The sequence below is a fragment of the Mycobacterium sp. DHQP2018-32-09 genome (assembly GCF_058148405.1).
Genome location: NZ_JBYVYK010000048.1, coordinates 1 through 25,924, shown reverse-complemented (window position 1 = coordinate 25,924; position 25,924 = coordinate 1). Strand labels below are relative to the sequence as shown.

Sequence of the window (25,924 nt, the reverse complement as noted above, 5' to 3'; positions counted from 1 at the left end):
CCGCACGCTCATCCGATCAGGCCAGACCCAGCTGGTCCACCACGGCAGACGGATCGACGGGGATGGCCGTCACCTCCGGCATGCCCTTGAGCGCGGTGTCGGGGTCCTTGAGACCGTTACCGGTGACGGTGCAGACCACCGTGGACCCCTTGGTCACCCAACCGTCCTCGACCGACTTCAGCAGGCCGGCGATGCTGGCGGCCGACGCCGGCTCGACGAACACGCCCTCGGACCGCGCCACCAGGTGGTAGGCCGCCAGGATCTCCTCGTCGGTGGCGGCGAGGAACTTGCCACCGGACTGCTGCTGCGCCTCGACGGCCGGGTTCCACGACGCGGGGGCTCCGATGCGGATGGCCGTGGCGATGGTCTCGGGGTTCTTCACCGGCTGGCCGGACACCAGCGGGGCGGCGCCCGCGGCCTGGGTGCCGAGCATCTTCGGCAGCCGGTCCGACAGCCCGTCGCGGTGGTACTCCGAGTAGCCCTTCCAGTAGGCCGTGATGTTGCCCGCGTTGCCGACGGGCAGCGAGTGCACGTCGGGAGCCGTCCCCAAGGCGTCGACGATCTCGAACGCGGCGGTCTTCTGGCCCTCGATGCGGTAGGAGTTGACGGAGTTCACCAGCGCCACGGTCGGGTAGTCGGCCGTCAGCTTGCGGGCCAGTTCCAGGCAGTCGTCGAAGTTGCCGTCGATCTGAATGATCTTGGCGCCGTGCATGACTGCCTGCGCGAGCTTGCCCATCGCGATCTTGCCCTGGGGAATCAGCACCGCGCACGTGATGCCCGCGCGGGCGGCGTACGCCGCGGCCGACGCCGACGTGTTGCCGGTGGACGCGCACAGCACGGCCTGCTGCCCCCTGGCCACCGCCTCGGTGACGGCGACGGTCATCCCGCGGTCCTTGAAGGAGCCCGTGGGGTTGAGTCCCTCGACCTTCAGGTGCACGGTGCAGCCGGTGATCTCGCTGATGTGCGTGGCATGGATCAGCGGCGTGCCGCCTTCGAGCAGCGTGACGTTGCGCCAGTGGTCCTCGACGGGCAGCCGGTCGCGGTACGCGCCGATCAGGCCCGGCCACGGCCGGTGGACGGCACGGGAATCGGATCCGGCGGAGATCATTCGGGGGTTCCTTCCAGGCGCAGCACGCTGTTGATGCCCTGCACGACGTCGAGATCTGACAGCGCGGCCACGGTGTCCGACAGTGCGGCATCGGTGGCGCGGTGGGTGACGACGACGATGCGAGCCCCGCACGGCTGCCCACCCTCGTCGACGATGCCCTCCTGGCGCACCTCGGCGATGCTCACCTCGCGCCTGCCGAACTCCGCGGCGACCGACGACAGTACGCCCGGTCGGTCGGCGACGCTCATCGACACGTAGTAGCGGGTGGGGATCAATCCGATAGGGGCGATGGGCAACTGGGCGTACTTCGACTCACGCGGCCCGCGGCCGCCCTGCACGCGGTTGCGGGCCGCCATCACGACGTCGCCCATCACCGCGGACGCCGTCGGGGAGCCGCCGGCGCCCTGGCCGTAGAACATCAGCCGGCCGGCCGCCTCGGCTTCGACCACCACGGCGTTGAACGCACCGCCGACCGACGCCAGCGGGTGCTCCAACGGCACCAGTGCGGGGTACACGCGGGCCGAGACCCGCTGCTGCCCGTCGGCGTCGGTGAGCCGCTCGCAGATGGCCAGCAGCTTGATGTTGCAGCCCAGGGCCTTGGCCGACTGGAAGTCCTCGGCGGAGACCTTGGTGATGCCCTCGCGGTAGACGTCGTCGGCGGTGACGCGGGTGTGGAAGGCGATGGAGGCCAGGATCGCCGCCTTGGCGGCGGCGTCGTACCCCTCGACGTCGGCGGTGGGATCGGCCTCGGCGTAGCCGAGCGCGCTGGCGTCGGCGAGGGCCCCCGCGTAGTCGGCGCCGGTGTCGTTCATCGCCGAGAGGATGTAGTTGGTGGTGCCGTTGACGATGCCCGCGACGCGCAGCACGGAGTCACCGGCCAGCGACTGCGTCAGCGGCCGGATCACCGGGATGGCGCCGGCGACGGCCGCCTCGAAGTACAGGTCCACGCGGGCGTTCTCGGCCGCCTGGGCCAGTTCGCCGGTGGATTGCGCCATGAGCGCCTTGTTGGCGGTGACCACCGACTTGCCCTGCTCCAGCGCGGTGAGGATCGCCTTGCGGGCGGGTTCCACCGGCCCCATGAGCTCGACGACGATGTCGACGTCCTCACGGGCGGCGAGCGCCTCGATGTCGTCGGTCAGCAGCGCGCTGGGCACGCCGCGGTCGTCGGCCACCCGTCGCACGCCGATGCCGCGCAGCTCCAGCGGGGCGCCGATGCGGGCGGCGAGGTCGGCAGCACTGTCCTCGATGATGCGCACCACCTCGGTGCCCACGTTGCCCAGGCCCAATACCGCTACGCCGATGGGCTTCTGCTCTGTCATTCGTCGCTTACCTCCAGGCTCAGCAGATCGTCGGTGGTCTCGCGGCGCAGCACCAGGCGGGCCACGCCATCCTTGACGGCCACCACCGCGGGCCGGCCGAGCAGGTTGTACCGGCTCGACATCGAATAGCAATAGGCGCCGGTCGCGGCGACGCCGATCAGGTCACCGGGGGCGACGTCCTCGGACACCCAGGTGTCGCGCACCACGATGTCACCGCTCTCGCAGTGCTTTCCGACGATGCGCGACAGCACGGGTGCGGCGGTGCTGGTGCGCGAGACCAGCCGGGCGTCGTATTCGGCGTCGTACAGCGAGGTGCGGATGTTGTCGCTCATGCCGCCGTCGACGCTGACGTAGCGTCGCTGCGCGGTGGGGCTGATCGCGACGTCCTTCACGGTGCCCACCTGGTACAGGGTGACGGTCCCCGGGCCTGCGATGGCCCGGCCGGGCTCCACGACCAGGTTGGGCGTGGGCAGACCGACGGCGGCGGACTCGCTGCGCACGATGGCCCACAGCTTGTCGGCCAGCTCGGACATCGGTGGCGGGTCGTCGTGCGGCAGGTAGGAGATGCCGAGGCCGCCACCCAGGTCCACGATCGAGATCTGGGAGGTCTTGGCGACGCCGAATTCGGCGATCACGTCGCGCAGGAACCCGATGACGCGGTGCGCGGCGATCTCGAAACCCGCGACGTCGAAGATCTGCGAGCCGATGTGGCTGTGCAGCCCCACCAGTCGCAGGTTGTCGGCGGCGAAGACGCGGCGGACTGCGTCCATCGCGGCGCCGCTGGCCAGCGACAGCCCGAACTTCTGGTCCTCGTGTGCCGTCGAGATGAACTCGTGGGTGTGGGCCTCGACGCCCACGGTGACGCGCACCAGGACGTCCTGCACGATGCCCGCCGCGCCGGCGATGGCGTCGAGCCGCTCGATCTCGACGAGCGAGTCCAGCACGACGTGGCCGACACCGGCCGTGACGGCGGCCTCGAGTTCGACGACGGACTTGTTGTTGCCGTGCAATGCGATTCGTTCGGCAGGGAACCCGGCGTGCAGCGCCACGGCCAACTCGCCGCCGCTGCAGACGTCCAGGCCCAGGCCCTCCTGGTCGATCCAGCGGGCGACCTCGCTGCACAGGAATGCCTTCGCGGCGTAGCGCACGTGTTCTCCCCCGCCGAACGCGGCGGCGATGTCGCGGCAGCGGGTGCGGAAGTCGTCCTCGTCGATGACGAACAGCGGGGTGCCGTAGTCGGCGGCCAGCGTGCTCACGGGGATGCCCGCGATGCGCACCTCGCCGTCTTCGCCGCGAACGGCGTTGCGCGGCCACACGTTCGGGGCGATCACCAGCACGTCGTCGACCGATGCGGGGCGCGCAGGCGCGCCACCGTGGTGGCGCTCCTCGGCGTGCCGGGGACCTGCGGGGTGCGCCATCTACATCCGCTCCGGTGCGCTGACGCCGAGGATCCGAAGCCCGTTGGCGATCACCTGCCGCGTCGCCGCGCACAGCGCCAGGCGCGCCGCGTGCAGGTCACCCGGTTCCTCGTCGCCCTGTGGCAGCACGCGGCAGGAGTCGTAGAACCGGTGGTAGTCCCCGGCCAGGTCCTCCAGGTAGCGGCAGACGCGGTGCGGTTCGCGCAGCGAGACGGCGGTGTTCAGGATGCGGGGGAACTCGCCGATGGTGCGCATCAGCGCGCCCTCGCGGTCGTGCACCAGCAGGCCGAGGTTCTCGGTGCTGGCGGCGATGCCGAGGTCGGCGGCGCTGCGGGCCAGGGCCGAGAGCCGCGCGTGCGCGTATTGCACGTAGTAGACCGGGTTTTCACTCGACTGGCTGGACCACAGCTGCAGGTCGATGTCGATGGGGGTGTCCACCGAGCTGCGGATCAGCACGTAGCGGGCGGCGTCCACCCCGATGGCGTCGACGAGGTCGTCGAGCGTGATCACGGTGCCCGCCCGCTTGCTCATCCGCACCGGCTGGCCGTCGCGGACCAGGTTCACCATCTGGCCGATGAGCACTTCGACGGTGTCGGGGTCGTCGCCGAGGGCGGCCGCGGCGGCCTTGAGCCGGGCGATGTAGCCGTGGTGGTCCGCGCCGAGCATGTAGATGCACAGGTCGAAGCCGCGCTGGCGCTTGTCCAGGAAGTAGGCGAGGTCACCGGCGATGTAGGCGGCGTTGCCGTCGCTCTTGATGACGACGCGGTCCTTGTCGTCGCCGAACTCGGTGGTGCGCAACCAGGTTGCGCCGTCCTTCTCGTAGATGTTGCCGGTCTCGCGGAGCCGGGCGATGGCCTGGTCGACGCGGCCGGAGGTGTGCATCGAGTCTTCGTGGGTGTACACGTCGAAGTCGGTGCCGAAGTCGTGCAGGGAGGCCTTGATGTGGGCGAACATCAAGTCGACGCCGACGGCACGGAAGGTCTCCTGCCGCTCGTCGGCGGGCTGGGCCATGACGTCGGGCACCTTGGCCTGGACCTGGTTGGCGATGTCGACGATGTAGCCGCCGGCATAGCCGTCCTCGGGGGCGGGTTCACCCTTGGCGGCGGCGACCAGCGAGCGGGCGAACCGGTCGATCTGGGCGCCGTGATCGTTGAAGTAGTACTCGCGGGTGACGCGGGCGCCCTGGGTGGTCATGAGGCGGCCGAGCGCGTCGCCGACCGCGGCCCAGCGGGTGCCGCCGATGTGGATGGGGCCGGTGGGGTTGGCGGAGACGAACTCGAGGTTGACGTTGATGTTCAGCGCGTCGGAGTGGCCGAACGTGTCACCGGCGGCCAGCACGTTGGCCACCACGATGCTCTGGGCGGAGGTCTCGATGCGCAGGTTGACGAAGCCGGGCCCGGCGACGTCGGCGCCGGCGATGCCGTCCTGGCTGGTCAGCGCCTCGGCGAGCCAACCGGCGAGGTCACGAGGGTTGGTGCCGACCTTCTTGCCCAGCTGCAGCGCGAGGTTGGTGGCGTAGTCGCCGTGCTCGGGATTGCGGGGACGCTCGACCGTGACGGTCGCCGGCAGGGCGGCGGCGTCGAGGCCGCGCTCGGCCAGTACCGCCGCGGCAGTGGTCTTGAGCAGCTCGGCCAGATCGGCGGGGGTCACGGGGGACCATCCTATGGTCTCCGGTGGTCAGCCCTCGAATCGGTTTCCCGCCGGGACCGCGGGACGGTGTCGGCCCGGACGGACTCGCCGGGTTTCGGCGATCGGGTGCGCATGCGTTAGGCTGTCGAACGCCCAATGGCGCAGCTCGTCTGCCTGCGCCCCCGTAGCTCAGGGGATAGAGCGTCTGCCTCCGGAGCAGAAGGCCGCAGGTTCGAATCCTGCCGGGGGCACCACACCAGAAACCTGCTCTTAACAGCATGTTTAGGTCGATTCACCCACCCGCCCCGGCAGGGCTCAACGATGACTCAACGATCCGGTGCGTTCGCTGGTGGCGCGGATTCGTTAGCTGGCGCACGGGATCCGGTGTTGCACGACCGCATCACAAGTGGTCAGTGATGGCACCGACGTACACACGCCCACCCTCGACCGCAAAATATATTCTGTCGCGGTGCCTCTGCAATTTGGTGTGCCATTCACAGCAGATCTCACCTCCTTCGAAACTGAACATGCGGGCCCTCATCGCACTCTTTGATCGGTGCGTATTCGCATTCTCCGGAGAAGCCTCCACACTTAAACTGGCCAAGTGTGACTGCCTATCAGTGGTAGATGGGTATGTACTCCAAATTTCACGCGCTTGGTCGTTGAGCACGCCCAGGTGATGGACTAGCTTTCGAGTCACCTCATGCACTTCTCCGCGGATCAAGTTCACTCCATTCCACGCAGAGTCGGCGAAAGTCAAACTCGGGAACATCTCAGAGGAATATGCCCGTAGTACATCGGTACTGTCAGAAGCAGATTCCAAGTAAAGATCTCGCCACATACCCTCTAGGCTCATGAGCGGCCGGGTGTACAATTCGATCAATCTGCTTTGACACAATTCGCACTTGGGTCGACGAATGTGACTAGCCCAGCACCGCGAGTCAGTTGCAATCGCAGTTCCACCTTCACACGGCGAATATCCGAGCGCGTCTATCAGCTTCTCTATGTTTTGGTCGTGACCCCAGAACGGCGTGTACGCATCGCCAATATGGTTGCTACAGACGGTCTCGCTCGCGTCCGGATATGCTTCCACTCGGCTGACCAATTTTCCCACAATTTTCCAGAACTCTGCAGGTGGCAGGCCCTCGACAGCTGGGGGCTGCGACATGAGTTCTTGTAGCGCTAGAGAAGTGCTCGGCCCTAATCGCGGACGTGGATCCTCAGTCCACTCTTGCAACCGCATCCAGAACTCCAGCATATGGATGGACGAGGCGGAGGGAACTATCAACTCAGGATCAAAGAAGGCATGTAGCTTTAGTTCTCCCATCACGGCTTCCTGATGCGGGCGATATTGGCTGATAGGATCGCCTTCGCATCCTCGTCCTCACCCGATATGAAGCCAGCGGGCCAGTCCGACAGATCGCCCGATTCTGACAAGGCCAAGTGTCGCATTGTTGAACCGGACTCGCCCGGCTCGACAAAGATGATGTTGACGCGGTCTGTAGGTATCAATCCTTCAGCCACTCGTCGCCGTATTCGAGTAACGAAGGCCTCGCTGTGGGTCTCCACTAAGCATGTAAGCGCCGGACGGGCGACCACAATGAAGTCTGCAAGCCTCGCCTGCACTGCCGGGTGCAAGTGCAATTCTGGCTGTTCGACGATGAATATGGAGTCGGTGTCAACTGCAAGCATGGCGACAACGAGCGGGAGCGCCTGACTCACGCCGACTCCCACTGCGGTCAAGTCCCTACCATGTCCTGCGAGTTCAAGTTCCAACCGGACACCTAACTTGCCCTCGCTAGTGGCCGACACAGATTCCCCTATTTGCAAATAGCCAAGCCACTCATTAACAGCTTGACCTAAAGGTGCCACTGTCGCCTCGCCGTTCGGCCGGCAGTAACTGATATCGCGATCTGCACTCTGCGACAGTCGGACCGCACTAAACTCGCCGCGAGTCCCCACGGGCAGTCCTCGCGCGAGCTCATTCCACTGATTCCAAACCACGCGTGGTTCATCTCGAAGCGGGCCTAGGTATTCAACGCGCGACGAAATCGAATTCAAGGCCTCGGCTAGTGACACTAATGCGGATAGGCTTTCGCTGTAAGTTCGCATAAACTGGCGTTCAAGCACACCGACTTGCAGCCATGATGATCTTGGCCGATAGAGGTACTGTGATTCGACCCAAACCCTTATGTACGGGCGCGCACTCCGCTCCTCAACTGCTAAATCAATTACCCTATTTCGTAAAATCTCGTCCTGCTTATTCCAGTCGCGCGCGAACAAAAATGGATTACTACGTGGCACGTCGAGAATCTCTCGTATCTCAGGCCCTTCAACGCTATTCGATTCGAGCGCACTGTCTATGAGTTCAATGAACTCGCTTACTACACGGTAAGCGGTAAATTCGTCAGCGTTTCGGCCAGAAATTCGTTGCGGTACATCGTACTTTCCTGCACTTACATCGTCTAGAAATGTTGTGATCGCCTTGCGATACTTCGTCCTGATACCGTCAGGGCTAGATAACTGGATGACCTCTACAGGCTCAAGCCCCTCCATCCGGACATAAGTACGTAGCGCCTGTTTGTCGTTGGAAAACGTATCTTTGACGTGAAGGAATTCTTCGCCACCTGTTGCAATGGCGAGTGCCGCTTCCAAGTCGGCACCGCGCGACCGAGAACGGTCCAGAATCAGCGAGCCTGCACCATCTTCTGTTGGGCGACTTAGTTCAAGGCGGACAGCGTGTAGAGTGCCGTTGTCCGAACTAGGGCTGAGATTGGCATGAATGGCGAAAACTTGAGCCGACTCCGCGTCTTCATCGGTTTTCGCATAACTAAGATCAAGTCCGATCCGCCCGAAGGCTGAATCGGTCCTCACCAGATCCGCCGCTTCGCCCAGACGGACTAGCGGTCCGTTTAGCACGATGCCTCCAGAGTGATAGAGACTTTGCGTAAGCATCAAAATCGATTGAAGGATGCTGGATTTTCCGCTGCTGTTCACGCCCGTTAAGACAGACAGTCTCCCCGGCGAAAGATCGATTGCCCCTGAGCGCAGGCCCTTGAAGTCTCGAATCTCCCAGTGCACTGAACCCTCCCGAGGAAGCTGTGGATGAGCGGTCGGCCGAGGCGGCGATGCACGCTAAGCTATCAATCGCAGCTCGGGTGGTCCGGTCATTCCACCTTGAGCAGCAGGCGCACCGGCAGTGCGCCTCGGAGACGTCGGGGCCAGACGGCGGAGGAGGCAGTCGGACAGATGTCCAGCGGGAGTCAGGCTGCCGACCATCAACGTCGAGTCGACGAACACAATCGACGTGTTCAACGCGAAAATCAACGTCGCGTTGACGACTACAACCGTCGAGTGCAACGCGAGAACCGGCGTCGAATCGAGGAGTACAACCGGCGCCTGCAGCGTGCTAGCGAGCAGCTACGGCGCAAGTCGAAGTAGCCTGGCCAAACGTGCTCGATAGGTAGCAGGCGGTCAAACCCGCCAAGGCGGGTGGGCATTCAGTAGGACACCCGTCGACCTGCGCTCACGCCGACGTAGTACCGCGACCGTCCGCGTTTGGGTTTGAGTTCAATTCCGGCGCGCACGCCGACATACTCCCCGCCTGGGCCGACCCGACCGGCGCTCACCTTGCGCGACACGATGTTGGTCGGCACGGCGCGTTTGGCTCGCGCGGTGCGCGAACCGGTCTTGGCGAACCGGCCTCGTTTGTCGCGCTTAATGTTTCGACGCTTCGCCACGGTCAGCGCCTCTTCTTGAAACGGCCGGACTTGCTGCGTGGCCGGCGTTTGCCTTGGCCCTTATTCGCCATCTCGGCTATCCCCTCGTTTCGTCGATTGAGCGCGGCCATGTCAACGACCGCCCCGCCTTGGCGGGCTACTCGGGCTCGAAAACCTGCGGCCCGAGAATCGCCGAATCGCGCGTGATCCCGTCACGGTGGCGACGGTTGACCAACGGAGCGACATCGGCGCGGTTGCGGGACGGACCCGGCCCGAACTCGGACGCCCCCGCCCGGTTGGGCTTAAGCTTGGCGTCGGCCATCGCGTCGAGAACGTGTTGCGGCACGCTGGCCGATCCGGCGACCATCGGCCTAGGTCGCAATCGTCGGCGCGGCGTAGACCGAGCCGGTGCCGATCTGGATCGCGGCTACTGCGCCGCGCTGGCGCACGCCGACGCCGAACGATCGGATGTAGGTCGAATCGGTGATCGGGTAGGCGGTCACGCCGGGAACGGCGAGCAGACCCCGATAGGACTCAATCGGATGTTCGCGCACCCCAACGACGTTGGCGAGGGAATTCGGCCCGCCGGAGGCGACGACGGCGATCCAGCCGAGCGGGATGAACGGCGTTTCGACCAGCCACGCGGGACCGTAGGAACCGAGGCATTCGACGCCGTTGTAAACGCCGTCGATGGCTTCGCCGATGATGTTGTCGGCTTGCAGGTATGCGGGTGCGCGCTTCGACGGGATGAACGAGTGCCGCGCAATCGGACCGCCTGGGCGCGACTCCTCACCCTGACGGAACGTCTGGATGTACTCGGATTCGTTCGGGTTGGCGAGAATGAGCAACTGGCTCGTTGCGTCGAGACCGTAACCCTTGGCGCGAATCGCCCTGATCGCGTCTTCCAGATCGCCGGAATCGACAACCGCCGCACCGGATTTCCAGTAGTGCGTGGTCGTGGCAGGGTCGAACGAATTGCCCGGATAGTCTGGCACTCCCATGCCGTCCGCGTTCCACAGGCCACGGCAGGCGATGCCTTCATCGTTGGTGCGCTGCGCCGGGTCGAACAGCCGATTCAGAATCGTCCCGGTGACCAGACGATTGTCCGAATGCATGATCGTGTTGACGTGCGCGTACACCTGTTCGGCGGTCATCTTGCGAAGCGCCTGCCAAGTGAACGCCGACCGCAACCCGAAGTCGCCGAAGTCATACCCGAGCATCAGAACGTTGGACGGCACGTTCGCCGCGTTGGGAACGCCGTATTCGGTCAGCTTCTCCATCGGTGGCGATGAAACGCCCTGCGGCACAGCTTCGCCGGGCAGTGTCGTTCGGAACGCCAGCAGGTCGGCAATGGAGTTGCGGTGTTCGTTGTGCGCGTTGAATCCCTCAACTACCGATTCCCAGATCTCGTTGAGATCCACACCGTCAACCGTGTGAGTGACGAGAGCGTCGCCGGTCGACGCGATGCCCATCTGTGACGGTGCGGTTCCGCCGAAAATCGGGTTCGCGAGCAGTGTTGCAAGCGTCGCTTCAGTATCGGGCGTCATTGTCGCGGTCACCGAAAATCCTCAAGTTTCGTGGGTCTCGGCGCGCTGCGCCGTGCCCGCGATCCTACGCCTTGGTCCTATGAAATCCGTTGTGCAGCATACGAGCACGGTACACGTTGATACCAAGACGCGCACTTGGGCTAGGTGACCCTGACGGTGCCATGCGATATGATTCGTTGCGTAACGGACCCTCCCCCCGCGAGGCCAGCGGGGTCGCCCTCACCGGGCGAGCTTGATGAAAGGTGTTCCGTTGACCCCCGATCCCATGCCGCGCCCCGCGCGGTCCCGCACCGCTGGCGCACGCCTAGCCGCACCGGTGCTGATCTCCACGACCCAAGCCGCCGAACGGCTCGGCGTATCCCCCAACACGCTGCGCAGCTACGTCGCAAGCGGCCTGATCTCGTGCCGCCGAGTCGGGCCCAAGCTACTCAAGTTCGACGCCGACGAAGTAGACCTGTTCGCCCATCGGGTGAGCAACGCATGACGCCGCGTCAACGCGCCGACGCGCTTCGGCGGGAACGCGTTCAGCACAACATCGCCGCAATGCAGGTCGCGCACGCGCAGCGCCGCGCCAACGAACTGTCGCGGCTGGTGTTCATCCACGGTGCCAAGCCTGTGGCGAAGGCCCTTGCGGCGTATCCAGTTCTACTCGACCCCGACAATCTCACCGATCTGAACGGCCCGAAAGAGATGCACTTATGACCAGCCACCAGCCCGACGACCTCCAACCCGACGACGTTGAGCGCGCGCAACAGCGGATCGCCGAAGTCTCGGAGCGGATCAACGGGCCGGTGCAGCGGTCGTGGAAACGCGATGATCAACGTCTATTCGAGCGATTCGGCCACGACACCCGATTGCTTGCGCTGGCGCGGCGGATGTCGGGCGGTGAACAGTCAACCGGCGCTGAAGCCGACGCCGATCAGATCATCGCCGCCTACGATCACGCACGCGCTTTGGTCGAACCGATTTATCAGCGTTGGCCGCAGATACGCCAGATGGCCGAGATCTTCGGTTTCGAGTACGGCGGCGATCACGGTGACGGCACGCTGTACCGCTTGGTTGACGCTGCGATCACCGCTTACCAGTCCGAGCCGTTCACCGATCTGCGCTATGACGGTCGCGAAGGCATCACGCGGAATCCCGAACCCGGCGGTTGTGACCCCGATTCGGGCGTCGTCGTTTTGATCACATCGTCGCCGAACCACCGTTGGCCGATCCATGAGAATCAGACTCTTGAGCAGGTTCTCGAAACTGCGCGAAATGAGCAATGGTGCGAACTGCATTTGTCCGGCGCAACGTGCATCAACAAAATGACAGAGAACAAGCGCTCCGCCGAAATCTGCGGAATGCCGGAATTGCACAAAAAGCCAATTCCGGTTCCGCTGACTTTCGGCAATCTGATCATCGTTGTTGTCGCCTGCTCGGCGTGTTTGGCGGAATTCATCGGAAGCGGCGCGCAACCCTAGCTTCACTGTTTTTCTCTCTGCTGCAACGACTTCGGACTGCGAGCCCCCGAGCTTGACGGCGCGGAAGCGACTCGGGGACTCGCGGTCGGGCCATCCAGCCGACCACCCGAAGAGGCACCATCAGATTTCCGCGCGCCGTGCGCCGATAAGAGCTGACACCCGGCGTAAATTCGTACCTAACTAAATGGCGGGCCGACCTCCACCAGGTCGACCCGCCGACAGTTCCCAAGCTCTAGAAACTAGGCCACATGTTATCAGCGATTAACGACGAATTCGACGGCTCGCGGTCGGTGTCGGAATTCGAGTCATTCGACGTTGTGCGCGTGCTTCAACTGTTCGCCGACCGACCCATCTTCGGCGGGACCGCGGACGCCGACGACGACCGGCCACCGTGGGCCAACGCCGCACCGACGATCCCCGGCGTTGCGGGATTGTCGGCGCATGACGCGGCGTCGGCTTATGCGGATGCGGGTCTGTTCGTGCTGCCGGTCGCCACCGGCAAGCATCCCGGCTCGGTCGTGGGTGACGACTGGCCCGCGTTGAGCACACGCGGGCCCGAGCTGATCGAGCACTACTGGGACCGCCCAGACCCGCCGGGGGTCGCGATCCACCTCGGACGGTCCAAATTGCTTGCGATTGACCTCGACATCGACTTGATACCCGACGAAATGGCGTGGCTGCGTAAAGGTCTGTTTCAGTCGTCGCGCGGCGGTCGTGGCGAGCGCGGTCATTACGTCTTCGCGACCGGCGAAGTGTTGCGAAACGTCAACGTCCTGTTGAGCGACGGAACGCACGTCGGCGAAATCAAGACCGGCAATGCGGTGATCCTGGTCGAACCGTCGCCGCATCCGAAAGCCGACGACGGCGGAAAGTACGTTTGGCAGGCGGTCGGCGACGTGCCCGAGCTACCCGACGAAGGCCGCACCGCTCTGGCGGCACAATCCACCAGGGCGGGAGGGGCTGACAGCGGGCCGATCACCGACGAAACGGTCGCCGCGTGGTGTGAACGCCACACCGACGAAAGCCAACCGTGGCGGCGAAAGACGTTACGCAACAATTACACCGAGCGGATCTCGCGCGGCGAAAGCCGACACGACGCGATGTTGCGAATTCTCGGATGGACGGCGCGCGAGATCGCCCCCGGTTTGGTGTCAGCGACGATCGTGGGCGATCTGCACGACGACTGGATCGAGTCTTATCGCGCCACCGGTAGCGCACCCGAACGCGGTGACTTCGCGGCGATGCTGCGCCGAGCCGTTCGCGACGTGATCGCCGCCGACGACGATCCGAAGATCATGGCCGATCTTTCGGCGCGCGGTCATCGCGAGTTCGGCACCGATCACCGCGACACCCGTCCCGAATCGGCGGTACTCGACGGCTGGTTCGACCACCTGCGCGTAGTGGGCGACGACGACGAAACCCAAACTGCCGGCCAAACCGGCTCGCGGCGGAACGCCGCGTTGGATCTGCGCCGCCTTCGCACCGAACCGGCCAAGCCGGTGCAATGGCTGTTCCCCGAAGTGCTGGCGCGTGACTCCTACGTGTCGCTGTCGGCGGCACCGGGAACGGGTAAGTCGGTGCTGGCGCGCTCAATCGCCGTTGACGCTTCACTCGGTCGAAATCACATCGACCACACCGAGGAGTTCGACCCGGCGCGCGTGATCTATCTGGACGCCGAGAACGGTGAGGACTGGTGGCGCGACGGACTCGACGCGATGGGCGCCCCGCTGGACTTGCCGAACCTTCACGTCGTCTGTTATCCCGATCTCGGCGCACTCGACATGATCAAAGGTGCGCGCGAACTCCTGGCGCTGATCGAAGAGCATTCCGGCGATCTCGGCGGGTGCGATCTGGTCGTGTTCGACACGATAAGCCGATTCATCGACGGCGGGGAGAACGACGCCGATACGTGGAGCCAGTTCTACCGCAATGCCATTCAACCACTGCGCGACCGCAAGATCGCCGTGTTGCGACTCGACCACCTGGGCAAGAACGCCGATCTCGGGCCGCGCGGAAGCTCGCACAAACTCTCCGATGTCGACGCCGACTTCCGGCTCACCGTGCCGACACCGGGAAGCGACGAGCTGACGTTGACGCTCGGCAAGCGCCGACGCCCGCACTTCGCCCAAACGCTGCGCCTTCGCCGCAGGGACGATCCGCTGCGCCACCATCGGCGCGTGACGACCCCGCTGACGGTGCAGAAGCCCGATGGCAGCGTGGCACCGCTGGACGCCGCAGTCGCCGCGCTGGTGGACGATCTCGACCGGTTCGGCATCGACGCGGCGTTGGGCCGCGATAAAGCGAAGCTCGCTTATGCCGCCGCAGGGGGCGCACGTAAAGCCGACGCGACCAAGTGGTCGGCGGCGCTGAAGTTCCGAAACGAACGCGCCAATGCGACACCGCTGACGACTGGACAACAACCATGACGTGCAACGTTGACCTGTTCGGAAACCTGTTCTCAGAGTGCCGAAATCGGGTGATCTGTTCCGAACAGGTGAATGCGCCACTGACCCGCGCAAACGCTGTCCGGGTCGAGTTTGCTCAGAACAGGACGGGAACAAGCAAAACCTGTTCCGAACAGTTGTTCCGGCTAGCGCGTTCGCGCTGGTCAAGCTGTTCCGAACAGGTCGGAACAGGCCCGGTCCCCGGCTCAAGAGGCACAGCCCTCCCCTCCCCCTATAAGGGGGAGGGCTGTTCCGAGCCCGAGCGCGAGCAGATGACAACGATCACGACCACAGCGTGACGACACCAACGAACACCGTGACGACACCGAAAGTTGATGATATGCCGCCAGATTCGATAACGGTCGAAACCACGAAACCAATTCGGGCCGTGCCGCGCTCGCTGCAATGCCGAGCGCTGCATTGCACGCGGGCCAAAGAGCCAAGCGGATTCTGTCGGGCACATCGGCGAGGACTGGCGCTGACGGCTTCGGTGTCGGATGCGGTGTTCGCATTCCTGGCCGAAACCAAGATGCCCGCCGAAGGCGAGATCGCCGAACGCGCCAGCGAAGCGGGCGAGCATCTGGCGCGCGGTCTGGCGATGTTGGTGTCGACGCAATTCGGCGGGGAGCTGACGTGGAAACCGACGCCGCTTTGGGGCGCGGCTGGAAGGTGGCGCGTCCGTTTCGGATGGGCGGCGACAACTCAGACCGACGAAACCGAAGACGACGGCGAACCCGAAACCGACGACTTCGACGACTTCGACGACTTCGACGACTTCGACGACGACGAAACCGAGAATGACGAAGGACAAGAGGATGACTGACACGGTTGGGCACGACGACCAGGCGCACGCCGAGACCGCAGAACAGGGCACCGATCACCCATCATCATCGGAACGCATCGTCAAGTGGTCTGAGCAGTGGTGGGCCGAAATCGCCAATCCGACCGCCCGACGGTGCACGGCGACCAGCAATAGAACCGGTCAGCGGTGCCAACGCGCCGCGATGGACGGTCAGCGCGTCTGCGGAACGCACGGCGGGCGCGCGCCGCAGGCAAAACGCAAAGCTCAACAGCGCATCGCCGAAGCCGCCGACCGAATGGCGCGCGCGTTACTCAAGATGGCGACCGACGACAACACGCCCGAACACGTCAAGCTCAAAGCGATCACCGAAGCGCTCGACCGCGCAGGCGTGAACTCAAAAACGGCTGTAGAGGTTGAGGTTTCGGTGAAACCATATGAGCAGGTGCTGGAAGGGATCTCGGCTCAAATCGAGATCACTTCGCGCGCCGCGTATCGGCGAAGCGTCGGCACCGACGTTCCCGACGAATCGTCAGACGACGGCGACGGCGATCCGTTGGCAGGTTTGATCGCTGACGATATGCGCCAAGCCGAAGCGCACGCCCAACGCGTCGAACGGATCGGTGAACAGGTTCGGGCGAATCGGTTTGTCGACAACGACGACGTGATCGACGTTTCCGTGGTCGATGTCAGCGGCGACGGCCATCCGGCGACATCCGGCGATCACGACCGTCAGCGAGAAGACGACACAGATGGTCTGGTGCGGCTCTCACCCACCCGCCCTGGCGGGCCGATGGATCAGCCGATGACCGTTGCCGAAGGTGCCGAGCTGATGGCCGAGATGCGCGAGCGTGAGGCGGCACGCCGCCGCGAGCAGGGTCACGCGGTGGTCCGATCCGCGCAGCGCGCACTACCTCGCGGGCGTACGTAACCCGGCAGGTGCTCAACCTGCCGGTAAACGCGCGTTGTCGCAGCTAGGCGCGTTGCGCGGGGCCTACCCAACAATGAGCCAACGATCACCTATAGGCAGGTACTTGAAACGTGTTGCTAGTCAACGTATTTGAGATAGCCATCCATCGGCGTGCACCGGGTCGGCATGATGGTATCGCAGGCCGAAGGGAGACAAAGGAATGACGCAACCGGCGAAGCTCGGGACGCAGGCGATCGGCGCAGCGGGTGAACTCCTTGTGCAGTACCAGTTGCTCAAACACGGCATCGACAGCGCGCGGCTAACGACCGATTCCGGCATCGACTTGGTGATGTACGTTCCCGGCCAAACCCTCGCTGCCACGATTCAGGTAAAGACGAAATGGCGCCCGGTACCCGCAGGCGGAACCGGCAAGCCTTCGTTGAATTGGCCGGTACCGATGAAGGATGCGACGCAATGGCTGGCGTGCGTTGATCTTTCGCGCGATGCGGTATGGCTGTTCACGATGGACGAAGCGCGCAGCTACCAGAAGCAGACGCCGCCGTCGTTGTACTGGTTCATTGACGAAGCGCCGACCGGCGCGCTGCGCGAAGCCGATATGACCACGTATCGGCTCGATACCGTCGCCGCCGAGCTGCGCGCGGCGCAGGCCGAACCACTCCCCTAGCTGGCGAGCGTTTCCGCGCGCAGCGCCGACAGTGCATCGGCAACCGCGATGTCCCGACCCGAGACCTGCTGTTGGTAGATCAGGCTCGCTTTGTGCGTCGAGTGCCGCAACCGCGCCATCGTTTCGACCAGATTGCCGACTTGAGCGGTCATCGTTCCGGCGAAGTGGCGCAGATCGTGAACCCGCATATCGTCGCGACCGATGGCAGCTAGCGCGGGCTTGAAAACGTCTTTCGCGAACACCCGGTCGTTGAGATGGCAACCGCCGCGTTTGGGCGGGAACAACATCGAATCACCCGCCTTGCCAACGTGCTTCGCCAAGTGCGCTTTGATCTCATCGCGGATGTGTGGCGGAACGACCACCTTGGCGGGTTGGCCGTCTTTCGGTGTGTCGATCATGCACGCGCCGCTGCGATGCGTGACACCGCGCGCGACCGTGACGACCGAGCATTCGGCGTCGAAGTCTTTGCGTCGAAGTTCGGAAACCTCGCCGTAGCGCAGGCCGCACCAGGCCGACAACAGCACCAGCGCGCGGAACCGCTCGGTTCGGTCATCGCCGCCTAGCTGGTCGGCTAGCGATTCCAGTTCGGGAATCGTCGGGACGACCGCTTGGCGCTTCGTCTTGGGGTTCATCGCCCGTTCGATCATGCACGGGTTGCGGTCGATCAGTCCGTCGCGCAGGGCGGTATTGCACACCATGCTCAGAAGCGCGTAGGCGTGCGCATTGCGGGTTGGGTGGTCGGTGCCCAGACCGGAGAACCACGAACGGACCAAGGCGGGCGTGAGGTCGCGAATCGCGTATCGACCGAGCTTCGGCTCAATGTAGTTCTTCAGCGATGCTTCGTAGCCGATCCGCGTTCGCGCTTTCAGGTTGCGTTCGCCGATCACCGTCTTGGCGTAGTCACCGACCGTGATCGCTTCGGCCTTCGTTTCGGTGGCGATCAGTTCCGGCGCTTTCCACGACGACAAGCCTTCGTCGCTGGCCGCGCATCGCTCGATGCGGTCGCGCTCTTTGGTCAGCCATCGTTCGGCGGTCATCTTGGATTCGAAGGTGACCGGCGCGAAATGGCGGCGCAGATCGGGACCGACGAACGACGCCTGATAGCGCGCTGACTTGGTTGGTTGCTTCCGAATCGAACCCCACTCGCGCGGATTCTTCTTCGCGACCATTGGCGCCCACTCCCCTGTGATTCGTGGCAGGATCGGTGCCACGATCCTGCGGCCCAATGCGTTAACCAGCATGTTCGCTGGTTCCCAACGATGGTTCAACAATGCCAACGATTATATCCCTCGCGTATGACGCGTGTTGAGCGAACCTAGAATCGCCGAAAGTCGCTGGCTAGAACCATGTTTGCAGGTCGCGGCGCAATTCGTGCTTGGGCTGGACGGCACTTTCGAATCCTGCCGGGGCACCACGTTCTACCTGGCAGGTTCCCGCCGGCACGACGAATCGTCGCCCGGCCCCGGCCCCGTCCCCAACCTCTCACAGCAACCGGTCCAGCGTGATCGGCAGCTCGGTGACCCGCCTGCCGGTCGCGTTGAACACCGCGTTGGCGATGGCGGCGGGGACGCCCACGATCACCAGCTCGCCCAGCCCCTTCACCCCCAGCGGGTCGGCCACCGTGTCCTCGCCCGGCAGGAATTCGGCGTCCAGCGCCGGGACGTCGGCGTTGACCGGTACCAGGTAGTCGGCCATGTTCGCGTTGACGATGCGGCCGTCGCGGTAGTCCAGGTGCGTGCCCTCCAGCAGCGCCATGCCGATGCCGCCGACCATCCCGCCGATCGCCTGGCTGTGCGCCAGCATCGGGTTCACGATGCGGCCCGCGTCGTAGCTGCCGTGCACGCGGCGCACGCGGACCGTTCCCAGCGCCTCGTCCACCGCCACCTCGGCGAAGACCGCGCCGTAGGCGTACATCGAGAAGCTCTTGCCGCCGTCCCCCGGCGCCCAGTCCTGCTCGACCGCCAGCTCGTCGAGGCCCCGTCGGCGCAGCAGGTCCCGGTACCACTCCCCGCGTCCGGCATCGCTGCGCGCGAACATGCGGCCGTCGGCCACGTCGACGTCCTCGGGCCGCAGCCCGTGCAGCGGCGAGCCCGGATCGGCGACCGCCGTCCGGATGAACCGGTCCCGCAGCATCAGGCCCACGTTGCGCACCGACGACCCGACGCTGGCCATGGTGCGCGATCCCGAGTGCGACGGCGCCTTCGGCAATCGACTGTCGCCCAACAGGAACGTGACCCGTCCCAGAGGCAGCCCGAGCGCGTCCGCGGCCACCTGCGTCATCGACGTGTAGGTGCCCGGCCCCATGTCGCTGGTCCCGCTGGCCACCTCGGCGGTGCCGTCGGCCCGGATCCGCGCCGACGCCGCACACGGGCTCACCACGGTGTGATAGCTGGCCGCGGCCACGCCCATCCCGATCAACCGGTCGCCGTCGCGCACCGACCGCGGCACCGGGTTGCGTTGCGCCCAGCCGAAAGTCGACGCCCCCCGTTGGAGGCACTCGGTGAGCCGGCGCGTGGAGAACGGCAGGTCCTCCTCCTGGTCGCGAGTCGGCTCGTTGCGCAGCCGCAGCTCGATGGGGTCCACGCCGAGCCGGTGGGCGAGGTCGTCCATCGCCGACTCCAGCGCGAAGCTCCCGGACGTGGCGCCCGGCCCGCGCATGTACGTGCCGGGGTTGACGTCGAGTTCGACGGCGCGCAGTGTCGAGCGCATCCCCGGCGACTGATACAGGAAGCGCGGGGGCCCGGCGACGCTGTCCTCGTACGGGTCGTACTTCGACACCTCGATGCGGCCCTCGTGCACCGTCGCGGCGATGCGCCCGGACCGGTCGGCCCCGATCGCGAGGCGCTGCCTGCTGGTCGGGCGGTAGCCGGTCACGTAGTAGAGCTGGCGCCGGGTGAGCACCAGCTTCACGGGCCGCTCGACCCGTCGCGCCACGTACGCGGTGAGCAGTTGGTGCGACCACGTCTGGCCGGCGCCGCCGAACGCGCCGCCGACGAACGGCGAGATGACGTGCACGTCGTCGGCAGAGATGCCGAGCGCCTTGGCATAGCCGTCGCGCGCCCCGCTGACCGACTGCACCTTGTCCCACACCGTCAATCGGTCGCCGTCCCAGCGGGCGACGGTGGCGTGCAGTTCCATCGCGTTGTGGTTGTTGCGCTCGATCGCGTAGTCCAGATCGGTGACCACCGCGGCGTCGCGCAGGCCCGCGTCGGGGTCGCCGCGGGTGTAGTCGCGGGTGCGCGCGGCCGGGCGCGCCGTGGCGTCCGGGGAGTCGATGTCGGTGGTCTGCGGACCCGGCGTGTAGCGCACCGACACCAACGACGCGGCGTGGGCGGCCGCCTCGAGCGAGGTGCCCACCGCCACCGCGACCGGCTGCCCGAATGCGGCGATCCGTTTCGGATCGAACGGCAGTGTCAGACCGTCGAAGTCGGAGATGACGTCGATGACGCCCGGCGCCTTGCGCGCATCGCCGGCGTCAACGCCGTCGACGGAGCCGCGCGCGACGGTCGCTCCGACCAGCGCCGCATGGACGACGTCGGCCACGTCCGCGTCGGCGGCGTAGCGCGCCTGGCCGGTGACCTTGAGCCGGCCGTCCACCCGCGCGACCCGCTGCCCGGCGAGCGGGGCTGCCTGCCGGGGCCCGGTCACGGCGCGCTCGCGATCGCGGTCACCTGGCGCGCCACGGTCCGCTTCAGCAGTTCGACCTTGAACCCGTTCTCCGACAGCGGTTTCGCGCCGTCGGCGGAGCGTTCGGCGGCCGCCCGGATCACCTCGGGCGTCGCGGGGCGTCCCGCGAGTGCGCGCTCGACGGCGGGTAACCGCCACGGGACCGTTCCGACCCCGCCCACGGCGACACGCGCCGACCGGATGGTGCGCCCGGCCATGTCGAGTCCGACCGCGGCGGAGGTGATCGCGAACTCGTACGACTCGCGGTCACGGACCTTGAGGTAGCCGGAGCGGCGGGCCTCCGGCACGACCGGCACCTCCAGGCCGACGATCAGCTCACCCGGGGCCAGGTCGTGTTCCCGGTCCGGCGTCGCGCCGGGCATGCGGAAGAAGTCCGCGACGGGCACGTTCCGCTCACCGGCGCCGTCCCGCAGCACCACCCGCGCGTCGAGGGCGACGAGCGCGACGGCGAGGTCCGACGGATGGGTGGCGACGCACTGGTCCGACGTGCCGAGGATGGCATGGGTGCGGTTGCGGCCACCGATCGCCCCGCAGCCGCTGCCGGGGGCGCGGCGATTGCACGCGGCGGTGACGTCGCGGAAGTACAGGCAGCGTGGCCGCTGCAGGAGATTGCCTCCGATCGACGCCATGTTGCGCAGCTGCGCCGACGCGCTCAACTCCAACGCCTGTGCGATCACCGGAAATTGGGCGCGCACACCGGCGTGCGCCGCCAGCTCGGACATCCGCACCAGGGCACCGACGCGCAGCCGGTCGGGTCCAAGGTCGACGTCACGGTAGGGCAGCGCGTTGATGTCGACGACCGCCGACGGCCGTTCGACCGTCTCCTTCATCAGGTCGACCAACGTGGTGCCGCCCGCGACGTAGCGGCCGCCGGCGGCACCCGCACGGAGGGCGTCGGCCTCGTCGGCGGCCTTGGTGAACGTGAACGGGTACATCGACTAGCGGACCCGGGGCGCGCTGGAGGAGACGGCGTCGACGATGTTGGTGTAGGTGCCGCAGCGACAGATGTTGCCGCTCATCCATTCTCGGATCTCTTCCGGAGAGCCGGCATGTCCTTCACGGATGCACCCGATACCCGACATGATCTGGCCGGGCGTGCAGTACCCGCACTGCATCGCGTCGCAATCGATGAACGCCTGCTGCAGCGGATGCAGCCGGCCGTTCGACTCGAGGCCCTCGATGGTGGTGATCTCGGCGCCGTCGTGCATGACCGCGAGCGTCAGACACGACAGCACGCGCGTGCCGTTGACGTGGATGGTGCACGCACCGCACGCCCCCTGATCGCACCCCTTCTTGGTGCCGGGCAACCCGGCCCGCTCCCGGAGCATGTCGAGCAACGACGTCCGGTTGTCCACCTCGATCTCGCGGTCCTGCCCGTTGATGCGCAGCCGCATGGTGGTGGCGGTGGTGGCGGTGGTGGCGGTGTTCGCCCCCGCGTCGTCGCGGTCCTCGGTGGCGCACCCGTTGAGCAGAGGCAGGGCGGCGACGGTCCCGCCCACGGCGACCGAGGCGCCGATGAACGTGCGACGCCGCATCGGCGGCACGGGACGATCGTGTGCGGCCATGGCGACCCCTTCCTGCCGGCCTGGAGATGGTTCCAACCTGGGAGCGTCCTGAAACCTCCGGCCGCAGCCTCATAGAGAACGCACATGTTTGCCGACGCGGTTCGGATCTCGCGGACGCGTTACGACTCCGCCTCGTGCCGCTCTTCCTTCAGCCGCTCCTTGCTGCGAACCAAACGCAGCAGCGTCACCAGCAGCAGGCCGCCCGCGACGTTGCCCACCACCGTGTAGCCGAACCAGCGCAGCCAGTCGAGGTAGCCGAACGGGGCGTCACCGGTGAACAGCGCGCCGAAGATCAACAGCGAGTCCAGGATCGAGTGGAACATCTGCAGCCCGGCGAGCAGGAACGCGCCGGCGACGGCGGCCGCGATCTTGCCCACCATCGCGTCGGTGCCGTGCTGCATCCGCGTCATCAGCGTGATCACCATGCCGCCCAGCAGCGCCAGCGTCGCCGTCTCGGCCGACAGCGGCGCCGTCGCGTAGTGCGTTGCCGCCTCCACCGTCTGCTCCCGCAGCTTGGGGAAGCCCGTCATGATCAGCGCCATGATCACCCAGCCGCCCACCAGGTTGGCCGCCAGCGTTCCGCTCCACAGCTTGAGGAGTTGGCCCACGCTGGCGCGCTTGGCGGCGACGGTGGTGACCGGTACCAGGAACCCCTCGGTGAACAGCTCGCTGCGCCCCAGCAGCAGCGCCAGGAAGCCGATGGAGAACGCCAGGCCCGCCAGCAGTGGCTGGTGGGTGACCTGCAGCACCGACAGGTAGGCCAAGACCCCGACGGCCACCTCGGTGCCGCCGAAGAAGCCCGTCACCAGCACCTCACGCCAGCTGCGGTGGAGTCGCTGCGTGCCCTCGTCGACCATGCGCGAGAACGCGTCCTCCAACTCGTCCTCGATGGGGCTGTCGGAGTCGCCGAGCTGGCGTTGGCTGGTGTTGCTCACGCCCGTGGATACCCCACCCCGCGCACTTCACGCCGACGCCGGTGCAAGAGCGGACCAAAGTCCCTATGGCGTCGACCACCCGTTTGGCCAGGGTCTAGTGGCGAAGGTCGACGCATGCAGACGGGGGATGCACGACGATGACACAGACCGCCGACGCCGCGGGGGCGGCGACCAGTCCGGCCACGGACGCGCTACGCCCCCGCAGGCCCTTCCCGGAACGCACGAGCCCGCGCGGCAGCCTGATCTACAAGCTGATCACCACGACCGATCACAAGCTGATCGGCATCATGTACTGCGTCGTCTGCTTCGTGTTCTTCTTCGTCGGCGGCCTGATGGCCCTGCTCATTCGTGCCGAACTCGCGGCGCCCGGCATGCAGTTCCTGTCCAATGAGCAGTACAACCAGCTGTTCACCATGCACGGCACGGCGATGCTGCTGTTCTACGCGACGCCCATCGTGTTCGGGTTCGCCAACCTGGTGCTGCCGTTGCAGATCGGTGCTCCCGACGTGGCCTTTCCCCGACTCAACGCACTGTCCTTCTGGCTCTTCCTCTTCGGCGCGCTGATCGCCCTCAGCGGCTTCCTCACCCCCGGAGGCGCCGCCGACTTCGGGTGGACCGCGTACACCCCGCTGAGCCGCGCCGACTTCTCCGCCGGCGTCGGGGCGGACCTGTGGATCTTGGGCCTCGGCGTCGGCGGCCTCGGGACGATTCTGGGCGCGGTCAACATGATCACCACCGTGGTGTGCATGCGCGCCCCCGGCATGACGATGTTCCGGATGCCGATCTTCACCTGGAACATCCTGGTGACGTCGATCCTGGTGCTGTTGATCTTCCCGATCCTCACGGCCGCGCTGTTCGGCCTCGCCGCCGACCGCCACCTCGGCGCCCACGTGTACGACCCCGCCAACGGTGGCGCCATCTTGTTCCAGCACCTGTTCTGGTTCTTCGGCCACCCCGAGGTGTACGTCATCGCGCTGCCGTTCTTCGGCATCATCAGCGAAGTGGTGCCGGTGTTCAGCCGCAAGCCGATCTTCGGCTACACCACGCTGATCTACGCCACGCTGGCCATCGCCGCACTGTCGGTGGCGGTGTGGGCCCACCACATGTACGCGACGGGAGCCGTTCTGCTTCCCTTCTTCTCGTTCCTGACGTTCCTCATCGCCGTGCCGACGGGCATCAAGTTCTTCAACTGGATCGGCACCATGTGGAGAGGACAGCTGAGCTTCGAGACGCCCATGCTGTTCGCCGTCGGGTTCATGGTGACGTTCCTGCTCGGCGGTCTGTCAGGGGTGCTGCTCGCCAGCCCGCCCTTCGACTTCCACGTCACCGACAGCTATTTCGTGGTGGCCCACTTCCACTACGTGCTGTTCGGCACCATCGTGTTCGCCACCTACGCGGGCATCTACTTCTGGTTCCCGAAGATGACGGGCCGACTGCTCGACGAGCGGCTGGGCAAGGCACACTTCTGGCTGACCTTCATCGGCTTCCACGCCACGTTCCTGGTGCAGCACTGGCTCGGCGACGCCGGCATGCCGCGCCGCTACGCCGACTACCTGCCGACGGACCACTTCACCACCCTGAACGTCGTCTCCACCATCGGTTCGTTCGTCCTCGGCGTCTCGACGCTGCCGTTCGTGTGGAACGTGTTCAAGAGCTGGCGTTACGGTGAGCCCGTCGTCGTCGACGATCCCTGGGGCCACGGCAACTCCCTGGAGTGGGCCACCAGCTGCCCGCCGCCGCGGCACAACTTCACCGAGCTGCCCCGCATCCGATCCGAGCGGCCCGCCTTCGAACTGCACTACCCGCACATGGTCGCGCGGATCCGCGCCGAATCGCACGTCGGGCGCGTCCACGAGCCGACCGGCTGACGCGCCCGCCCCGCGTCACTGCGGGTTGGCGGCCAGGTATCCCGCGATGGGCTGCGGCGCGTCCGCGGCATACCCGACCGGCAGTAGCACGTCGCCTGCCACGGTGTTGTAGTAGACGTCCCACCGGTGGTAGGCGCCGAGGGCGGCCGGGTGCTCCCCCAGCACCACCGCGTAGTCGTCGATGGCACGCACGTACTGGCGGGAGTTGTTGTACCGGAACAGCGCACCGTCGCGATCGCGGGCGAAGCCGTGCGCGGCCAGGAAGCGGCCCGCCGCCATGATGCTGTCGCGCGGCGCCCAGATGTCGCCGCCCGCACCGTAACTCGCGAACGTCGACGGCAGGAACTGCATGGGCCCCTGGGCGCCCGCGGTGCTGGTCCCGGAAATCCGGCCGAACGCGGACTCCACGAAGTTGACCGCCGCCAGGTAGTTCCAGTCGACACCGGTGGCCGCCGCGGCCTCGCGGTAGTACCCCAACAGCTCCTCGGCAGGTGCCGGGGCGGTGATGCGCCATGCCGGGAGCGACGACATGCCGCGGCCCATCGCGCCCAGCTGGCGGCGGGCGTCGACGTTGCGGTCGTAGGCCGACAGCAGCGGCTGCGGCACGCGCGGGCGGATCACCGGATCCCACTCCGGGTGGCGTGCCACGAGGCGATAGGCCGCCTGCTGGCGGCGCGCGGCCTCGGCGAGGGCGCCCTCGGGCGCGTCGAGATCACGCAGCGTCGTCTCGTCGGCGATCAGGCCGTCGACCAGTCGCACCGGGTCGGCGGCCAGTCGCGGCTGCGCGGGGCGTGGCCCGGCGGGTTGCGGCGGCGCCGCCGACGG

21 protein-coding genes and 1 tRNA gene are annotated in these 25,924 nt (G+C 66.1%); 9 read left to right on the top strand and 13 right to left on the bottom strand.

Annotated elements, in window-relative coordinates; translation table 11 throughout:
* Window positions 1-16 precede the first annotated feature (16 nt).
* From thrC to argS, 4 genes are read right to left on the bottom strand one after another with little or no spacing between them, the layout of a single operon-like run.
* Window positions 17-1,108, bottom strand: a complete 1,092-nt coding sequence (gene thrC / locus AC30CM_RS21060) for a threonine synthase (protein ID WP_490118857.1) — start codon at window positions 1,106-1,108, stop codon at window positions 17-19.
* Window positions 1,105-2,427, bottom strand: coding sequence for a homoserine dehydrogenase (locus AC30CM_RS21055; protein ID WP_490118856.1), 1,323 nt, complete (start codon window positions 2,425-2,427; stop codon window positions 1,105-1,107). Before AC30CM_RS21055 ends, thrC begins: the two co-directional genes overlap by 4 nt.
* Window positions 2,424-3,845 carry a diaminopimelate decarboxylase gene (gene lysA / locus AC30CM_RS21050; RefSeq protein ID WP_490118855.1) on the bottom strand — a complete coding sequence of 474 codons (1,422 nt, stop codon included), beginning with the start codon at window positions 3,843-3,845 and terminating at the stop codon, window positions 2,424-2,426. The genes AC30CM_RS21055 and lysA overlap by 4 nt, the downstream gene beginning before the upstream one ends.
* Window positions 3,846-5,495 carry an arginine--tRNA ligase gene (gene argS, locus AC30CM_RS21045; protein WP_490118854.1) on the bottom strand — a complete coding sequence of 550 codons (1,650 nt, stop codon included), beginning with the start codon at window positions 5,493-5,495 and terminating at the stop codon, window positions 3,846-3,848. It lies immediately after the preceding gene.
* Window positions 5,496-5,652: 157 nt separating this feature from the next.
* Between argS and AC30CM_RS21040 the strand changes: the two genes are divergently transcribed.
* A tRNA-Arg gene (locus AC30CM_RS21040) sits at window positions 5,653-5,728 on the top strand.
* Window positions 5,729-6,800: 1,072 nt separating this feature from the next.
* On the opposite strand, the gene AC30CM_RS21035 is transcribed toward AC30CM_RS21040, so the two are convergent.
* The 3 genes from AC30CM_RS21035 to AC30CM_RS21025 all read right to left on the bottom strand — a co-directional run bounded on the left by AC30CM_RS21035 (window position 6,801) and on the right by AC30CM_RS21025 (window position 10,752).
* A complete protein-coding gene (locus AC30CM_RS21035) occupies window positions 6,801-8,471 on the bottom strand; it encodes an AAA family ATPase (protein WP_490118853.1) in 1,671 nt (556 codons plus the stop codon).
* A gap of 879 nt (window positions 8,472-9,350) precedes the next feature.
* The gene (locus AC30CM_RS21030; protein WP_490118852.1) at window positions 9,351-9,560 is read right to left on the bottom strand and encodes a hypothetical protein; all 210 of its coding nucleotides are present in this window, start codon (window positions 9,558-9,560) and stop codon (window positions 9,351-9,353) included.
* A gap of 4 nt (window positions 9,561-9,564) precedes the next feature.
* Window positions 9,565-10,752: a hypothetical protein gene (locus AC30CM_RS21025; RefSeq protein ID WP_490118851.1), complete on the bottom strand. Its 1,188-nt coding sequence runs from the start codon at window positions 10,750-10,752 to the stop codon at window positions 9,565-9,567.
* A gap of 238 nt (window positions 10,753-10,990) precedes the next feature.
* On the opposite strand from AC30CM_RS21025, the gene AC30CM_RS21020 reads away from it, so the two are divergent.
* From AC30CM_RS21020 to AC30CM_RS20990, 7 genes are all read left to right on the top strand, one after another.
* Window positions 10,991-11,224: a helix-turn-helix domain-containing protein gene (locus tag AC30CM_RS21020; protein ID WP_490118850.1), complete on the top strand. Its 234-nt coding sequence runs from the start codon at window positions 10,991-10,993 to the stop codon at window positions 11,222-11,224.
* Window positions 11,221-11,442, top strand: a complete 222-nt coding sequence (locus tag AC30CM_RS21015; protein WP_490118849.1) for a hypothetical protein — start codon at window positions 11,221-11,223, stop codon at window positions 11,440-11,442. The genes AC30CM_RS21020 and AC30CM_RS21015 overlap by 4 nt, the downstream gene beginning before the upstream one ends.
* Window positions 11,439-12,206, top strand: a complete 768-nt coding sequence (locus AC30CM_RS21010; protein ID WP_490118848.1) for a hypothetical protein — start codon at window positions 11,439-11,441, stop codon at window positions 12,204-12,206. Before AC30CM_RS21015 ends, AC30CM_RS21010 begins: the two co-directional genes overlap by 4 nt.
* Window positions 12,207-12,454: 248 nt before the next feature.
* Window positions 12,455-14,632, top strand: a complete 2,178-nt coding sequence (locus tag AC30CM_RS21005; protein ID WP_490118847.1) for an AAA family ATPase — start codon at window positions 12,455-12,457, stop codon at window positions 14,630-14,632.
* Window positions 14,633-14,945: 313 nt separating this feature from the next.
* Window positions 14,946-15,473: a hypothetical protein gene (locus AC30CM_RS21000; RefSeq protein WP_490118846.1), complete on the top strand. Its 528-nt coding sequence runs from the start codon at window positions 14,946-14,948 to the stop codon at window positions 15,471-15,473.
* Window positions 15,466-16,380: a hypothetical protein gene (locus tag AC30CM_RS20995; protein ID WP_490118845.1), complete on the top strand. Its 915-nt coding sequence runs from the start codon at window positions 15,466-15,468 to the stop codon at window positions 16,378-16,380. The genes AC30CM_RS21000 and AC30CM_RS20995 overlap by 8 nt, the downstream gene beginning before the upstream one ends.
* A gap of 199 nt (window positions 16,381-16,579) precedes the next feature.
* Complete coding sequence (locus AC30CM_RS20990; RefSeq protein ID WP_490118844.1) at window positions 16,580-17,044, top strand: hypothetical protein; 465 nt, start codon at window positions 16,580-16,582, stop codon at window positions 17,042-17,044.
* Here AC30CM_RS20990 and AC30CM_RS20985 read toward each other — a convergent pair.
* From AC30CM_RS20985 to AC30CM_RS20965, 5 genes are all read right to left on the bottom strand, one after another.
* A complete protein-coding gene (locus AC30CM_RS20985) occupies window positions 17,041-18,213 on the bottom strand; it encodes a tyrosine-type recombinase/integrase (RefSeq protein ID WP_490118843.1) in 1,173 nt (390 codons plus the stop codon). The two genes, AC30CM_RS20990 and AC30CM_RS20985, sit on opposite strands and share 4 nt — an antisense overlap.
* Before the next feature lie 313 nt (window positions 18,214-18,526).
* Window positions 18,527-20,692: a xanthine dehydrogenase family protein molybdopterin-binding subunit gene (locus AC30CM_RS20980; protein ID WP_490118842.1), complete on the bottom strand. Its 2,166-nt coding sequence runs from the start codon at window positions 20,690-20,692 to the stop codon at window positions 18,527-18,529.
* On the bottom strand, window positions 20,689-21,666 hold the full coding sequence (locus AC30CM_RS20975; protein WP_490118841.1) for an FAD binding domain-containing protein: 978 nt from the start codon (window positions 21,664-21,666) through the stop codon (window positions 20,689-20,691). The genes AC30CM_RS20980 and AC30CM_RS20975 overlap by 4 nt, the downstream gene beginning before the upstream one ends.
* A gap of 3 nt (window positions 21,667-21,669) precedes the next feature.
* On the bottom strand, window positions 21,670-22,296 hold the full coding sequence (locus AC30CM_RS20970) for a (2Fe-2S)-binding protein (protein WP_490118840.1): 627 nt from the start codon (window positions 22,294-22,296) through the stop codon (window positions 21,670-21,672).
* A gap of 119 nt (window positions 22,297-22,415) precedes the next feature.
* The gene (locus AC30CM_RS20965; RefSeq protein ID WP_490118839.1) at window positions 22,416-23,231 is read right to left on the bottom strand and encodes a formate/nitrite transporter family protein; all 816 of its coding nucleotides are present in this window, start codon (window positions 23,229-23,231) and stop codon (window positions 22,416-22,418) included.
* A gap of 137 nt (window positions 23,232-23,368) precedes the next feature.
* Between AC30CM_RS20965 and ctaD the strand changes: the two genes are divergently transcribed.
* Window positions 23,369-25,099 (top strand): aa3-type cytochrome oxidase subunit I, encoded by a 1,731-nt coding sequence (gene ctaD, locus AC30CM_RS20960; protein WP_490118838.1) that lies wholly within the window; start codon window positions 23,369-23,371, stop codon window positions 25,097-25,099.
* Window positions 25,100-25,114: 15 nt separating this feature from the next.
* Here the strand turns inward: ctaD and AC30CM_RS20955 are convergent.
* Window positions 25,115-25,924: lytic transglycosylase domain-containing protein (locus AC30CM_RS20955; protein ID WP_490118837.1), on the bottom strand; the 810-nt coding region annotated here is incomplete at its 5' end.

Excerpts from the sequence above, each read along its gene's own strand:
- thrC (WP_490118857.1), bottom strand. The coding sequence starts at position 1,108 with ATGATCTCCGCCGGATCCGATTCCCGTGCCGTCCACCGGCCGTGGCCG.
- AC30CM_RS21055 (WP_490118856.1), bottom strand. The coding sequence starts at position 2,427 with ATGACAGAGCAGAAGCCCATCGGCGTAGCGGTATTGGGCCTGGGCAAC.
- lysA (WP_490118855.1), bottom strand. The coding sequence starts at position 3,845 with ATGGCGCACCCCGCAGGTCCCCGGCACGCCGAGGAGCGCCACCACGGT.
- AC30CM_RS21030 (WP_490118852.1), bottom strand. The coding sequence starts at position 9,560 with ATGGTCGCCGGATCGGCCAGCGTGCCGCAACACGTTCTCGACGCGATG.
- AC30CM_RS21015 (WP_490118849.1), top strand. The coding sequence starts at position 11,221 with ATGACGCCGCGTCAACGCGCCGACGCGCTTCGGCGGGAACGCGTTCAG.
- AC30CM_RS21010 (WP_490118848.1), top strand. The coding sequence starts at position 11,439 with ATGACCAGCCACCAGCCCGACGACCTCCAACCCGACGACGTTGAGCGC.
- AC30CM_RS21005 (WP_490118847.1), top strand. The coding sequence starts at position 12,455 with ATGTTATCAGCGATTAACGACGAATTCGACGGCTCGCGGTCGGTGTCG.
- AC30CM_RS20995 (WP_490118845.1), top strand. The coding sequence starts at position 15,466 with ATGACTGACACGGTTGGGCACGACGACCAGGCGCACGCCGAGACCGCA.
- AC30CM_RS20990 (WP_490118844.1), top strand. The coding sequence starts at position 16,580 with ATGACGCAACCGGCGAAGCTCGGGACGCAGGCGATCGGCGCAGCGGGT.
- AC30CM_RS20985 (WP_490118843.1), bottom strand. The coding sequence starts at position 18,213 with ATGGTCGCGAAGAAGAATCCGCGCGAGTGGGGTTCGATTCGGAAGCAA.
- AC30CM_RS20975 (WP_490118841.1), bottom strand. The coding sequence starts at position 21,666 with ATGTACCCGTTCACGTTCACCAAGGCCGCCGACGAGGCCGACGCCCTC.
- AC30CM_RS20970 (WP_490118840.1), bottom strand. The coding sequence starts at position 22,296 with ATGGCCGCACACGATCGTCCCGTGCCGCCGATGCGGCGTCGCACGTTC.
- ctaD (WP_490118838.1), top strand. The coding sequence starts at position 23,369 with ATGACACAGACCGCCGACGCCGCGGGGGCGGCGACCAGTCCGGCCACG.